The organism is Mesorhizobium sp. M0615 (assembly GCF_040320805.1).
Classification (GTDB): Bacteria; Pseudomonadota; Alphaproteobacteria; order Rhizobiales; family Rhizobiaceae; genus Mesorhizobium.
In genome coordinates this window covers 68,217-80,965 of the sequence record NZ_JAMYQI010000005.1, presented here as the reverse complement: position 1 = coordinate 80,965, position 12,749 = coordinate 68,217, and the positions used below count along the sequence as shown (strand labels likewise).

The following is a 12,749-nucleotide window of genomic DNA, read 5'->3' as shown; positions in this document are numbered from 1 at the left end:
CCGTCTGATATTTGCTCGCGCGCGCTTCGTCCAGCCCGCCAGTTGGCGGAAAGGAACTCGCATGGCTGTTTCTCGCGAGAAGCAAAGCCTTGACCTCGTGCTGGTGCACGAACGCGGCTACTCCAACCATCCTGCCGACGGCCCGACCATGAAGGGCGTGACCCAGCGTGTTTATGACGGCTACCGCAAGCGCAAGGGCCTTGCGCTTGCGGTATAGCAAGACGCCGGCAGCGGTTGGCGCAGCCGGGTGATGTCGTCGAACCGAAAGTCAAACGGCAGTTCCGCTCCACTCTCCAATCGGAGAAATTGGCTACAGTGCCGTCCTCTTTGATTGCGTGGCCTTCCACGCTGCCGTTGAAAGACAGTTAAAAGAAGGGCATGAGGAGCGCTGCCAAAGCTAGTTAGATTGGATGAGTCCTATGACGCAGAGCATTCTCGATAAGACATTGGCAGGGGCCCAGAAGGATCAGGAGACGGTTCGATCCGGCGAGCCGATCGGCAAGGTCCCCGACGGCGTGACGTTTCACGACATGACCGCTCACCTCGACGACAGGGGAAGCGTCACCGAGGTCTACGACCCTCGCTGGAATTGGCATCCCGATCCGCTTGTTTTTTGCTACATGTTTACCATACGACCGAGAACGGTGAAGGGTTGGGCGCTGCATAAGCTTCACGAGGATCGATACTTCGTTGTCGATGGCGAGATGGAGGTCGTCCTGTATGACCCAAGGCCCGAGTCGAGCACCTGCGGACAGGTATTTCGGATTGTTCTGTCTTCAGCCCGGCCACGCCTGATGAACATCCCCAGATTCGTCTGGCACGCGGACCACAACATCGGCGCGAGGGACGTTAGAGCAATCAATTTTCCTACAATGCAATATGACCACGCCAATCCCGACAAATACCGGCTGCCGCTGGATACCGATTTGATCCCGGTCGACTTTGGCGGCCTCAAGGGATGGTAGACGACGCTCCGCCGCTCTTCAGCGTTCTGATGCCGACCCATAATCGTCCCGACTCTCTTGCCTATGCGATCCAGTCGGTGCTGGCGCAGACGGAGCAATCGTTCGAGCTTCTGGTCGTTGGCGACGGTGCAGCACCGGAGACCGAAGCGGTCGTGAAAAGCTTTTCCGACCCGCGCATTCGTTGGTTTGATTTCCCCAAGGCGCCTCACTTTGGCTATGCCAATCGAAATCTGGCGCTTCGATCGTCACGCGGGGAATTGATAGCCTTCGCCGCCGACGATGACCTGATGATGCCGGATCATCTTGCACTCATGCGCGGCCAGTTCGTCGATCCGTCGGTGGCACTTGTCTACGGCCAGGTCCTCTGGGTCTCGACCGACGGCATTTGCGGTCCTGATCTTACCAACCTGTTTTTTCCCGAAGAGCGGCGCCAATTCATGGCGAGAGGGAACACGATAGCGGCCTCAGGCGTCGTATATCGCGCCAGCGCTCTTGCAGAGCGGACGGTGTGGCCAGAAGATGTGAACGGGGCGGGAGACTGGGAGATCTGGCGTCGGATCGTGCTCACAAAGGGCTTCGCCGCCGTGCGCTACCTTCGCCTTCCTACGTGCCTGCATTTCTCCGCTAAGTGGAAAAACTTCAGAGACTCCGGATTCGCGAGGCTGACGGGCTTCATCAAAGCGTGTGAGACGTCGATCTGGTTTCCGGCGCCGCTACGGGTCGCCATTCCGACAGGACACCTGGAACAAAAGGTCTTCTGGGACATCATGTGTGTCGATCCCGATGGCTGGACCGCGCTCATTCGGGAAGCCGCAGCCGACGCCGTGAACCGACTTGCGCTCGACCGTCTCGAAAACCTGGCTACACCCGACTCGCCGCCCACACCACCTCCTCCCCCCGCTGCCCCAGATGACGGCCGAGCCGAGGCGCTTGCGGTAGAAGTACAGGCTCTCGCGATTGAAAGGGACGCTATGAAGATGGAGATGGAGGCGCTCAAGCGCTCGAAGAGTTGGCGTTGGACTGCCCCTTTAAGGCAATTGCGAAGGCATATCGGCCGATAGGAGCCGGCGCCAAAGGGCATGAAGCGGCCGGATAATCCTATTCGTCCCCGTCGCCGAGGTACGCCTTCACACGTCCGAAATCGCGGTACATTCCGCCGTCCGGGTGTTTCTTCTCATGCCAGGTGATCGCCCAATAGCCGGTGTCCTGAAGACCCTCCATGACCATCACCCGATCGCGGTCGGTCGGGAAATGCTCCTTGAGAAGATCGTTGACGGCATTCAAGCCGCCGTCTCGGTAGGCTTGCAGATATACATCATCGACCATGGGATAATTCCCCTTTTCGCGGACTGTTGCTACCGACAGGGATGTTGCAGCCGGTGCTCTAGCAAGAGGGTTAAGACCTCTTCGGTTTTGTCCCGCCGGTGCTTCTCTGCCAAAGCGACTCTATCATTGCTAGGCCCCAGCGGCATCGATATCAGGAGGTCGGTGAGTTGCGGGTTGCACTCGAAGAGGATTGCCCTGGCCAGTAGGTCGGCCGGCTCGCAGAGGCCTTTGAACCGGTCGATCCCGGCGCCAAGGCAGGCTTCGAACGCCTCCCGCTTAGTAGTTTCGGCGCCCGCGGTGCAGATCGTCGCACCCATCACCAACGAACAAAGCATCGCTTTCATGGCTGAAGCATCGCGCGCAAGCTGCGCCCCCGCAAGGGCGTGCTTGAATTTTTAAGGATGTCGGCGCATCATCATCGGCGGAGCGTGAGAACTCCCGCGGATGGCCCTGCCGGGCTATTTGCACCCAGAGCGTTGGCGGGGCGATCCCTGCAAGGATTGATATTGCCAACGGGTAGAACGAGCCGACTTAGCCGTCGGAGCGAACGGCAGCACTATGCGGGGAGAGCGGCGGCTATACAAGACCCGAAAGGGAAAGGCCGTTCGCGCATGGTCTCTGGCCATGTTCTCACCCTCAGAGAGCCTACATCATGACCATCCATCAACCTGAAATGCGCCGTGGCAATCGCCACCTCGATCGAGCGGCTGATTGACCTGCTCGACGCCATGAGCCCGGATCCTGACCTCGAGGAAAGCCTCGGATGGGGATATGGCAGCCAACTGGAGTTGCACGCCCAGGACGGCGAGCGCGAGGAGGAGAACGAGCACGGCGGCGACATCAACGACGAGCCGCACGACGATAACGAGTATGAGCAAGACGCCGTAGACTGTGACTGGCCCGGCTTCATATGGGGCGGCGGGGAAGGCGGCGGCCGAGCGCACGAAGGTGCTTGAACCGTAACAATGTTACATTTGGCCCGCTGCCTCACGGTGGCGGGCCTTTTAGGCGCGCCGGCTTACTGCGACTGTCTTGACCGGTCCCCACATTCCGCCTGTAAAACTTTCAGAATCGGCGATCTGCAACATGTTCGGCCGGTCTCTTCTATATTTTTCTCCGAACCAACCTTCATACTCGATCTGAATTAGGAACTCGGCCTGTGCAATCCAAAAGCTCTGACGCGGATCTCTATGGGTTAGACCAAAGGAACATGAGGTCCTAGCACCGTTCTGGAGGAGACGGATCACGCTGGAAGGCTCGAAACAAGCCAACCATCGGCCCTTGTTCTCGTCATTGGCGCCGGCGCCCAACGCCGCCCGCAGCGCTGCCTGATCGGTAACAAGGAGCCTTATGTTCTTTGCAGGGATCGATCCGGAGTTAAGGATGACCAGGTCATACGCGATCCCTTCAGTGCCGCCGTGGTGCGTCTCAACCATTGCCGTTACAATCGGCCGAAACTGACGGTACCAAAAGAAGATGGAAAAACCTAAGGCCACCGCCGAGACAACCAGTGCAACGGCTGCGACTGCAAGATTGAGCAAGTCTGCGTATACGCCCATTATTGCCCTTTTCCGTAACCTCAACAGTAGCAAGAACCAATTCACCCGCATCGCCGCTGCCTTTCCCTGGCGGCCGGGTGTATCATTTCGTACCCGAAACGCTTGCGCCTATTTCTTTTTCCCGCCACTGCTGGTGGTGGGCGTCACCTTCGGCGCGCCGCCGCCAGAAACCGGCTTATACCCGCCCTGCACATTGCTTTTGGTCGGGGAGTAGCCCTTCTTGACGGCAGCCTGTTGTACCGTCTTGGTCGTCCCTTTCTTGTCAGTCATTTCCTTCCTCCGTTCGATCAATGTCTAAGAACTCAAGGGTGCTCACCTCTGATGCCTGGACCCAAAGGCCATTTGGCATTGGCACCCAGCTGCCGCCTCTGCCCCGACTGAAAATTTGCTCGACGTAAATGTCGCGGTCGTTGTCGGAGGAAGCGAACGACCGGCGCCCGTAATATCCATGGAAGACAGTGCCGTCTTTCAACGTGATGATGAGCCAATGCTCGGTCCGCTGGGCAAACTTCCAGTCCCATGCGGTCGGCATGGTGTGGACGACCTCAAGGTTCAGTTTCTCACAAATTGTTCCATACCATCCCTTTTGTGCCCTAGTCCGAGTAGAAGGCCGATGGCCATGGGCACGATGATGATCAGGCCGGCCCATCCAATCCAGACCCACCACGGCGCTGAGTCCTTATGAATGCCTAGGGCGAACAGCGGCAGGACCGCCGCATAATAAATGACGGTCACTACCAAGTAGGAGAGCAGGGCTTCGGTATGAGAGGGGGTGCGTCCAGTGAGGAATTGTGCACGCACGTAGAGAATGAGCAAACCCGGGACGAGCAGGGCGAGGCCATTGGCGACCTTAGACAGGTCTTCCACCTCGAACCCCATTGTCGCGAATCACTCCTGTTTGTCGGGCGGCGGACTTTCGCGCGCGAAATTGCAGGAGTTCAATGAGCCTTCGTGATTAATCACAGGGAAGATTGTTGCCCCAATTGTTGCCCTGGATCTTGGGTTGCCAAATCGGTCGAGCCGCTAACTTCAGTAAGTGTTTGGAAATGTTGGCTCCCCGGGCCGGATTCGAACCAGCGACCAACCGGTTAACAGCCGGTTGCTCTACCACTGAGCTACCGGGGAATAGAGGCTCTCATGTGAGTGGCGCAGCCTATAGCAAACCCTTTTCGGCTTTGCAAAGAAGCATTTCGCATTTTTTAGCGCATTTTCACCCAATGGTTTCTGGCAATCGCCGGATGACACCACATATGAGCCGTCTTGGGCGCCGTCGGACCTTGGTCGGCGGAACCTGAACGGCGATTGCAGCCTTTAGCGCATATGGCTTTATCGAAGGCAACCGGATCGACTTTCGACATGACTGCAGCAGACGAAAACCAGGCACCGGCGCGGAAAATCTCGGTGTTCGGGCGCGAGTTCACCATGCCGCGCTCGCGCGGGCTGAGGATCGCCATCGGTATCGTTCTGGTGTTTTTCGGCCTTCTCGGCTTCCTGCCGATTCTCGGCTTTTGGATGATTCCGCTCGGCCTTTTGGTGCTTTCCTACGAATTTGCCGCGGTGCGCCGCCTGCGGCGCCGGTTCGTCGTCTGGTGGGAACGGCGTCGCCGGCCAAGTTGAAAGCGATGGCGCGCGATCCCGGAGCGGCCGCTTCGCTTTTCCAGCCCGTCGCAGATTTCCCCCTCAAGATCTCCTTGAGAACGGCAACTGCTGGTGCCAGCCGCGCGCGATATGCGGTGAAAGCCGGTTTGCACCCGCTGCGTAAAGCTGCGGGTTCGAGTTTCGCCGGTCGCGCAGCCATGCTTGACGAGCGGCCAATATGCCGGCGCCAGCCGCTGAAACCGCTCGGGAACCACGTTGCGGAGGCTGATGAGGAAAGCACGCCGGAATGCCGCGCGCACGCTTGACGACCTTTCGCTGCCACCATATTGAGTTCGCTCGCCGGGAGCGATGAGGCCTCGTGGCGGAGTGGTTACGCAGAGGACTGCAAATCCTTGCACCCCGGTTCGATTCCGGGCGAGGCCTCCAGTCGCTTCAGCTCCCGCATGTCGGGGGCTTGAGTTCCGGGCGAATGCGCCGCAGTGTCGGCGCGACAAGCGCATTTCAGCGCATTGGCTTTTTGACGGATTGGTTGGGACATGAGCGCTGATTTTTCCGAACTTCGCGTCAAGATGGTCGACGGCCAGGTCCGCACCACGGATGTGACCGACGCAGCATTGCTCGATGCCATGCTTGCCGTGCCGCGCGAGGCCTTTGTCGGGGCCGGCCAACAGGCTCTCGCCTATATTGACGAGGATATCCGCATCTCCGACGGCACCAATGGCAGCGGTGCGCGCTACCTCATGGAGCCGTCGCCATTGGCCAAGCTTTTGCAGTTGGCCGAGATCGACGCTGGCGATTCGGTGCTCGATGTCGGCTGCGGCACCGGGTATTCCGCGGCGCTGCTGTCCAGGTTGGCCAAATCCGTCGTGGCGCTGGAAAGCGATACAGCACTGGCGGAAGCAGCCAAAGCGGCGCTTTCGGCGCAGGGCTGCGATAACGTCACGGTGGTCACCGGCCCACTGCCGCAAGGTCATGCCGCCAAGGCGCCCTACAATGTGATTCTCATCGGCGGCAGCGTCGAGAAAGTGCCTGCGGCGCTGCTTGACCAGCTTGCCGAAGGCGGCCGGCTGGTGGCTGTGGAAGGGCAGGGCAATGCGGGCGTAGCCCGGCTCTTTTTCAACGCAGGGGGGGTTGTAACCGGAAGACGGGCATTTAATGCGGCAATTAAGCCACTACCCGGATTTGAACGCATTCATGCCTTCGAGTTCTAAGTGATTTTGCCTTGCAGCAAAGACTCTGTCATGTTGGCTTACGATTGAACAATCGTTGCTGATTGGTTAACCGGGGTTTCGGGAGCTGTCAGCGGGGGAACGATAGATCGACGCGGCGCTGGCCGATCCCTAGGGATGGGCTGGCGTGGCGTGGTTCCCGTGCAAAACGAATGAGGGATATAAAGTGCCGTCCTTAGCCAAGAGTCTGTTTGTTACCGTCCTCATTTCCGCGACAGCGCTTTCGCCGATAGCCGCCTCGGCGGAAACCATTCTCGGCGCGCTTTCCAAGGCCTACCAGAACAATTCCTCGCTGAATTCGGCCCGTGCCGGCGTGCGCGTCACCGATGAGGGCGTGGCGATCGCCAAGTCGGGCTATCGCCCGGTGATCACTGGTTCGGCTGACATCGATTACACCTCCAGGCACCTAAACGGCAGGAACGCGAGCCTGGCATTGACCACCGGCAGCTTCGGCGTTCGGATTGACCAGACGCTGTTCGACGGCTTCCAGACCAAGAACAGGGTCGCGTCGGCCGCTGCACAGGTGAGGGCCTCGGTCGAGGGCCTGCGCAACACCGAAGAGAACACGCTGTTCAACGCGGCGAGCGCCTATATGGACGTGATTCGCGACCGCCAGGTGGCGGTGCTGACCGAACAGAATCTGCAGTTCCTGACCGAGCAGGCGCGCGCGGCACGCTCGCGCTTCGAGGTCGGCGAGGGCACGCGCACCGATGTGGCGCAGGCCGACGCGTCTCGTTCGGCCGCGGTGGCGCAATTGAGTGCTGCCCGTGCGCAGGCTCTGGCCAGTGCAGCAACCTATCATCAGATCGTCGGTGACGAGCCGGGCAAGCTCAAGGCCGCGTCGCCGTTGGCGAAGCTGTTGCCGAGGAGTCTCGAGGCGGCGATCGGCATTGCATCGAACGAGCATCCGGCCATCCTGGCCGCCCTACATTCCGTCGATGCAGCGGGATTTGATGTAAAGACGCAGGAAGGTGCGTTGCTGCCGCAGTTGACTGCCAGTGCCGGCCTTTCCCATGCCTATCAAAATACTGTACCTGGCGCGGGGAATTCGGACGGCGACTCCAATGCCGCCACGGTCGGCGCGACGCTGACCGTTCCGATCTATTCGGGCGGCCGTACCTCCGCACTCGTTCGTCAGTCGAAGGAATCGCTCAGCCAGGCTCGCATCGAGGTGGATGTCAGCCGTGACTCGGTGCGCCAGGCCGTGACCTCGGCATGGACGCAATACATCGCAGCGCGGGAAAGCGTCGACGCTAATCGGCAGGTGATCGCGGCCGCACAGTTGGCCCTCAACGGCGTCATCGAGGAGCGCAATGTCGGACAGCGCACCACGCTCGACGTGTTGAATGCCCAGAACGCCGTCATCTCGGCAAAGATCGACCTCGCCAGCTCCGAGCGCGATGTGGTTGTAGCCAGCTACGCCATCCTGTCGGCCATGGGCCGCCTGTCGGCCGATCGCCTGGCGTTGAATGTGGTGAAGTACAAGCCTGAAGAGCACTACAGAGCCGTCAAGGACAAATGGATCGGGCTGCGTACGCCGGACGGTCGTTGAGCCCACCTGGGCGGCTCAAATCCCGCCAGGGTTGAAGCATTTCACGCCGCGCTTCCCATGGATGCGCGGCGTTTGTCTTTTGTAGCCTAAATTGTTGAAATCCGGCGTCTTCCGAGATTGGGGATTCTCGGATGGCGATCCGTCGGCTACGCTGTCGCCATGATTCGTATCCGGCTTTGCCGGACAGGAATCCAGGAACGGGTCACTACAGCGCCACGCGTCCGATGGATGCGCAAAGGACGCTGTAGAACTTTGATTTGCGCCTGATCCTCTTCGAAAATCGAAAATCGATTTTCGGGATCATGCGCGGGGGCGGCGGATGTGACGATGGCGACGGCAAGCAGCGCACAGCGCGAACCTTCCATGGAAGAAATACTGGCTTCCATCAGGAGGATCATCGAAGACAGCGACACCGGCCGCAAGCTGCCGGGCGACGCCGATGAGTTGCGCCAGGACCTTGTGCCGGCCGCCGGGCCTGTTTCGGATGTCGAGGCATTCCGCAGCGAATTGCACAGCTCGACCGAAAGCAAGAAGCCGGTGACGCTGGCCGAGGTGCAGGCCCAACTGGCCGAGCCGGTGGTTGCGCGGCCGGAGCCGCGCTCCGAGCCGTCGCCAGTGAAGCCTGCCATTGCGGCAAATGCCACGACCGCCGCGCCACCCGCGCATGCTCCGATGACCCTGGCGGAAGTGAGCGCCAGGATAGCCAGCGAGCCTGCTCCCGCCGTCAGGGCAGAAGCTGCAGTGCGGGCAAAGGCGGAAACCACCGACTCGATCGTCACGGATTGGCGCCGCGAAATCGCGGCGGTTGGCAATCAGACAAAACCGGCTGAGACAGTACGGCAGCCGGAGATCAGGCAGCCAGAGACTGAAAATCGGCAGGCAGCAATCGCGGAGGTCGAGGCTTTCGAAGACGATCTCGCTGCCGAGCCGGCTTTCGAGGCTCATCCTTCGCGCAGCGAGCACGCGCGCCCGGCCGATACAACTCCGGTTCGGTCGGCGATCGTTTCGGAACATACGGGACGGCAGGTCGCAGCCGCCTTCGGCGAGCTCTCCGACGCCTTCGCCAGCCGCAGCAAGAAGACCGTCGACGAGATGGCCGAGGAGATGCTGCGGCCGATGTTGCAGGACTGGCTGGACAACAATCTGCCGACGCTGGTCGAGCGCCTGGTACGCGAAGAAATCGAGCGCGTCGCGCGCGGCGCGCAGTAGACATCACCATAGCCCGTTCCGGATTAAGGCGCCGCCTTCGGGCGACGCTTTCGCTGCAGGTCAGCTTCCGGCCGATGTCGCGAACACGATCAGGTTACCGTCGGGATCGCTGACGATGAAGGTGCAGGCATGGCCTTCCCGTTGAAATGACCAGGGCCCCGCCTATTTGCGTTGAAGGACTGAGGCCGCCCTCGCGGTTGACTTGGCCAAAACCTTCCGATTTACACCGGGTCAGCAAAACTCCCGACCGCGCGGACCATTTTCCCATGCTTGAAAAGACCTACGACGCCAAGACCGTCGAGCCCAGGATCGCCAAAATCTGGGAAGAGGCGGACGCATTTCGCGCCGGCGCCGGCGCCGAGGAGGGGGCGGAGGCCTTCACCATCGTCATCCCGCCGCCCAACGTCACCGGCTCGCTGCATATGGGCCATGCACTCAACAACACGCTGCAGGACATACTCGTGCGCTTCGAGCGCATGCGCGGCAAAAACGTGCTGTGGCAGCCCGGCATGGATCATGCCGGCATCGCCACGCAGATGGTGGTCGAACGCCAGCTGATGGAAAAGCAGATACATCGCCGCGATCTCACCCGCGAACAGTTCATCGACAAGGTCTGGGAGTGGAAGGCCGAGTCCGGCGGCGCCATTTTCAACCAGCTGAAGCGGCTCGGCGCCTCGGCGGACTGGTCGCGCGAACGCTTCACCATGGATGAAGGCCTGTCCAAGGCCGTGCTCGAAGTTTTTGTCAGCCTCTACAAGGAAGGGCTGATCTACAAGGACAAGCGCCTTGTGAACTGGGACCCGAAGCTGTTGACGGCGATCTCCGACCTGGAGGTCGAGCCGCAGGAGGTCAATGGCAATCTCTGGCACTTCCGCTATCCGATCGAGGGCGAGATTTTCGATCCGGAAAATCCTGGGACATTCATCACCGTGGCGACGACACGGCCCGAGACGATGCTGGGCGATACGGCAGTCGCCGTGCACCCGGACGACGAGCGCTACCGGCATCTGGTCGGCAAGAATGTCGTGTTGCCGATCGTCGGCCGGAAAATTCCGGTTGTGGCTGACGAGTATTCCGACCCGGAAAAGGGTTCCGGCGCCGTCAAGATCACGCCGGCGCACGACTTCAACGATTTCGAGGTTGGCAAGCGCCACAAGCTGCCGGCGATCAACATCCTGACCATCGAGGCGGCAATAACGCTCAGGGATAACGAGGATTTTCTCGCCGGGCTCGACGTGACGCCGGAGCGCCAGGCCGTCTGGGACGAGCTCGACGGTCTCGACCGTTTCGTCGCGCGCAAGAAAATCGTCGAGCTGATGGAGGCCGGCGGCTTCCTCGACAAGATCGAGCCGCATCGCCACGCCGTGCCGCATGGCGACCGCGGCGGCGTGCCGATCGAGCCGTTTCTGACCGAGCAGTGGTATGCAAACGCCGCCGAGCTGGCCAAGCCGGCGATCGCATCGGTGCGCGAAGGCCGTACCAACTTCGTGCCCAAGAACTGGGAAAAGACCTATTTCGACTGGATGGAGAACATCCAGCCCTGGTGTATTTCACGCCAGCTATGGTGGGGTCACCAGATCCCGGCCTGGTACGGGCCGGACGGCCGGGTCTTCGTCGAGAAGACCGAGGAAGAGGCGCTGGGCGCCGCGATCGAATATTATCTGGCGCTGGAAGGTCCATGGAAGGCCTGGGTCGAGGACAAGCTCGAGACCTTCAAGCCGGGCGAGATCCTGACCCGCGACGAGGACGTGCTCGACACCTGGTTCTCGTCGGCGCTTTGGCCGTTCTCGACACTGGGCTGGCCGGATCACACGCCGGAGCTGAAAACCTATTACCAGACCGACGTGCTGGTGACCGGTTTCGACATCATCTTCTTCTGGGTCGCCCGGATGATGATGATGGGCCTGCATTTCATGCACGAGGAGCCGTTCCACACCGTCTATGTGCATGCGCTGGTGCGCGACAAGAACGGGCAGAAGATGTCGAAGTCGAAAGGCAACGTCATCGATCCGCTCGACCTCATCGACGAGTTTGGTGCTGACGCACTGCGCTTCACGCTGACGGTGATGGCGGCGCAGGGGCGCGACGTAAAACTCGATCCGGCGCGCATCGCCGGCTACCGCAATTTCGGCACCAAGCTGTGGAACGCGACACGCTTTGCCGAGATGAACGAGGTCGCGCGCAATGACGATTTTTGGCTGAACGACGCCAAGTTGCCGGTCAACCGCTGGATCCTGACCGAATTGACCCGGGCGTCGCACGCGATCACCGAGGGCATCACCTCATACCGCTTCAACGAGGCGGCAGGGGCTGCCTACCGCTTCGTCTGGAACCTGTTTTGCGACTGGTATCTCGAACTGCTCAAGCCGGTGTTCATGGGCACTGACGAGGCGGCCAAAGCCGAAAGCCGCGCCTGCGTCGCCTTCGTGCTCGACGAGATCTACAAGCTGCTTCACCCGATGATGCCGTTCATGACCGAGGAGTTGTGGGCGCAGACGGCGGGCGAGGGCCGGACGCGCGCAACGCTGCTTTGCCACGCCGCCTGGCCGTCGCCGGACTTCGAGGACGCGGACGCGGCCGCCGACATCAACTGGCTGGTCGATCTGGTGTCCGGCATCCGCTCCGTGCGCTCCGAAATGAACGTGCCGCCGGCGGCGATCGCACCGTTGGTGGTGGTTGGCGCCAGCGTCGAGACCCGGCAGAGGCTCGACCGCCATGCGTCCGCCATCAAGCGGCTGGCGCGGGTCGGCGATATCTCGCTGGAGGACGCGGCACCCAAGGGCTCGGCCCAGATCGTGGTCAACGAGGCGACGGTCTGCCTGCCGCTCGGCAGCCTGATCGATCTCTCCGCCGAGGCGGCGCGGCTGCAGAAAGAACTGGCCAAGGTGACCGAGGAAATCGCGCGGTTGCACAAGAAGCTGTCGAATGAACGGTTCGTCGCCAGCGCGCCGGAAGAGATCGTCGCGGCCGAGCGCGAAAAACTCGACGAATACCGCGATCAGCAGGAGAAGCTTTCGGTGGCGTTGACCAGGGTGCGCGACGCTGGTTGAGCGCTGGATTCGCAAGGCGCCGGCAAGTGCTTGGCGGCGGTTCTTTTGCTCGAACAACAGGCATTCCGTAAGGTTAATATTGACGTAAACGGAAAGTTTCAGCCCCATTGTTGCCATAATGTAACAATCGGGCCAAATAGCTCCGAAAGGGCTTGTTTGAGCTTTTTGTGACGGGTTTCACAGAATTCTTTCGCTGATCTGCCCCCGGAAAGTCGTTTTTCGGCCTTGCTTCGGAACCAGCCGCTGTGCCGGAAAGGCAG

At 60.6% G+C, this 12,749-nt stretch carries 16 protein-coding genes and 2 tRNA genes; 10 read left to right on the top strand and 8 right to left on the bottom strand.

Annotation, left to right across the window (positions count from 1 at the left end):
* The first annotated feature begins 61 nt into the window (after positions 1 to 61).
* The 3 genes from NKI46_RS09965 to NKI46_RS09955 all read left to right on the top strand — a co-directional run bounded on the left by NKI46_RS09965 (position 62) and on the right by NKI46_RS09955 (position 2,026).
* A complete protein-coding gene (locus tag NKI46_RS09965) occupies positions 62 to 217 on the top strand; it encodes a glycosyl hydrolase 108 family protein (RefSeq protein ID WP_023739029.1) in 156 nt (51 codons plus the stop codon).
* Between the two features lie 202 nt (positions 218 to 419).
* Positions 420 to 965 (top strand): cupin domain-containing protein, encoded by a 546-nt coding sequence (locus tag NKI46_RS09960; RefSeq protein WP_023681672.1) that lies wholly within the window; start codon positions 420 to 422, stop codon positions 963 to 965.
* On the top strand, positions 959 to 2,026 hold the full coding sequence (locus tag NKI46_RS09955) for a glycosyltransferase family 2 protein (RefSeq protein ID WP_352745993.1): 1,068 nt from the start codon (positions 959 to 961) through the stop codon (positions 2,024 to 2,026). The genes NKI46_RS09960 and NKI46_RS09955 overlap by 7 nt, the downstream gene beginning before the upstream one ends.
* Before the next feature lie 37 nt (positions 2,027 to 2,063).
* Here NKI46_RS09955 and NKI46_RS09950 read toward each other — a convergent pair whose 3' ends face one another.
* Positions 2,064 to 2,291, bottom strand: coding sequence for a hypothetical protein (locus NKI46_RS09950; RefSeq protein ID WP_023739028.1), 228 nt, complete (start codon positions 2,289 to 2,291; stop codon positions 2,064 to 2,066).
* Positions 2,292 to 2,320: 29 nt separating this feature from the next.
* Positions 2,321 to 2,635: a hypothetical protein gene (locus tag NKI46_RS09945; RefSeq protein WP_023739027.1), complete on the bottom strand. Its 315-nt coding sequence runs from the start codon at positions 2,633 to 2,635 to the stop codon at positions 2,321 to 2,323.
* Between the two features lie 336 nt (positions 2,636 to 2,971).
* Here NKI46_RS09945 and NKI46_RS09940 point away from each other — a divergent pair, with 336 nt between their 5' ends.
* On the top strand, positions 2,972 to 3,247 hold the full coding sequence (locus NKI46_RS09940) for a hypothetical protein (protein ID WP_023739026.1): 276 nt from the start codon (positions 2,972 to 2,974) through the stop codon (positions 3,245 to 3,247).
* Between the two features lie 48 nt (positions 3,248 to 3,295).
* On the opposite strand, the gene NKI46_RS09935 is transcribed toward NKI46_RS09940, so the two are convergent.
* From NKI46_RS09935 to NKI46_RS09915, 5 genes are all read right to left on the bottom strand, one after another.
* Positions 3,296 to 3,850 carry a DUF8453 domain-containing protein gene (locus NKI46_RS09935; RefSeq protein WP_023749168.1) on the bottom strand — a complete coding sequence of 185 codons (555 nt, stop codon included), beginning with the start codon at positions 3,848 to 3,850 and terminating at the stop codon, positions 3,296 to 3,298.
* A gap of 108 nt (positions 3,851 to 3,958) precedes the next feature.
* Entirely contained in the window at positions 3,959 to 4,120 is a 162-nt protein-coding gene (locus NKI46_RS09930; RefSeq protein WP_023739024.1) for a hypothetical protein, read from the bottom strand.
* Positions 4,113 to 4,382, bottom strand: a complete 270-nt coding sequence (locus tag NKI46_RS09925; protein ID WP_023739023.1) for a DUF6338 family protein — start codon at positions 4,380 to 4,382, stop codon at positions 4,113 to 4,115. The genes NKI46_RS09930 and NKI46_RS09925 overlap by 8 nt, the downstream gene beginning before the upstream one ends.
* Before the next feature lie 20 nt (positions 4,383 to 4,402).
* Positions 4,403 to 4,729 (bottom strand): DUF6338 family protein, encoded by a 327-nt coding sequence (locus NKI46_RS09920; protein ID WP_023739022.1) that lies wholly within the window; start codon positions 4,727 to 4,729, stop codon positions 4,403 to 4,405.
* Positions 4,730 to 4,900: 171 nt separating this feature from the next.
* A tRNA-Asn gene (locus NKI46_RS09915) sits at positions 4,901 to 4,975 on the bottom strand.
* Between the two features lie 231 nt (positions 4,976 to 5,206).
* Here NKI46_RS09915 and NKI46_RS09910 point away from each other — a divergent pair.
* From NKI46_RS09910 to NKI46_RS09895, 4 genes are all read left to right on the top strand, one after another.
* Complete coding sequence (locus NKI46_RS09910) at positions 5,207 to 5,467, top strand: PGPGW domain-containing protein (RefSeq protein WP_031203994.1); 261 nt, start codon at positions 5,207 to 5,209, stop codon at positions 5,465 to 5,467.
* Between the two features lie 334 nt (positions 5,468 to 5,801).
* Positions 5,802 to 5,875 (top strand) — tRNA-Cys (locus NKI46_RS09905).
* A gap of 110 nt (positions 5,876 to 5,985) precedes the next feature.
* On the top strand, positions 5,986 to 6,660 hold the full coding sequence (locus NKI46_RS09900; protein ID WP_023744773.1) for a protein-L-isoaspartate O-methyltransferase family protein: 675 nt from the start codon (positions 5,986 to 5,988) through the stop codon (positions 6,658 to 6,660).
* A gap of 184 nt (positions 6,661 to 6,844) precedes the next feature.
* Complete coding sequence (locus NKI46_RS09895) at positions 6,845 to 8,230, top strand: TolC family outer membrane protein (RefSeq protein ID WP_023667706.1); 1,386 nt, start codon at positions 6,845 to 6,847, stop codon at positions 8,228 to 8,230.
* A gap of 146 nt (positions 8,231 to 8,376) precedes the next feature.
* On the opposite strand, the gene NKI46_RS09890 is transcribed toward NKI46_RS09895, so the two are convergent.
* A complete protein-coding gene (locus NKI46_RS09890) occupies positions 8,377 to 8,616 on the bottom strand; it encodes a hypothetical protein (RefSeq protein WP_196814986.1) in 240 nt (79 codons plus the stop codon).
* Here NKI46_RS09890 and NKI46_RS09885 point away from each other — a divergent pair.
* The gene (locus NKI46_RS09885; protein WP_023833794.1) at positions 8,558 to 9,439 is read left to right on the top strand and encodes a PopZ family protein; all 882 of its coding nucleotides are present in this window, start codon (positions 8,558 to 8,560) and stop codon (positions 9,437 to 9,439) included. The genes NKI46_RS09890 and NKI46_RS09885 overlap by 59 nt on opposite strands.
* A gap of 266 nt (positions 9,440 to 9,705) precedes the next feature.
* On the top strand, positions 9,706 to 12,489 hold the full coding sequence (locus NKI46_RS09880) for a valine--tRNA ligase (RefSeq protein ID WP_352745989.1): 2,784 nt from the start codon (positions 9,706 to 9,708) through the stop codon (positions 12,487 to 12,489).
* Positions 12,490 to 12,749: the final 260 nt, after the last annotated feature.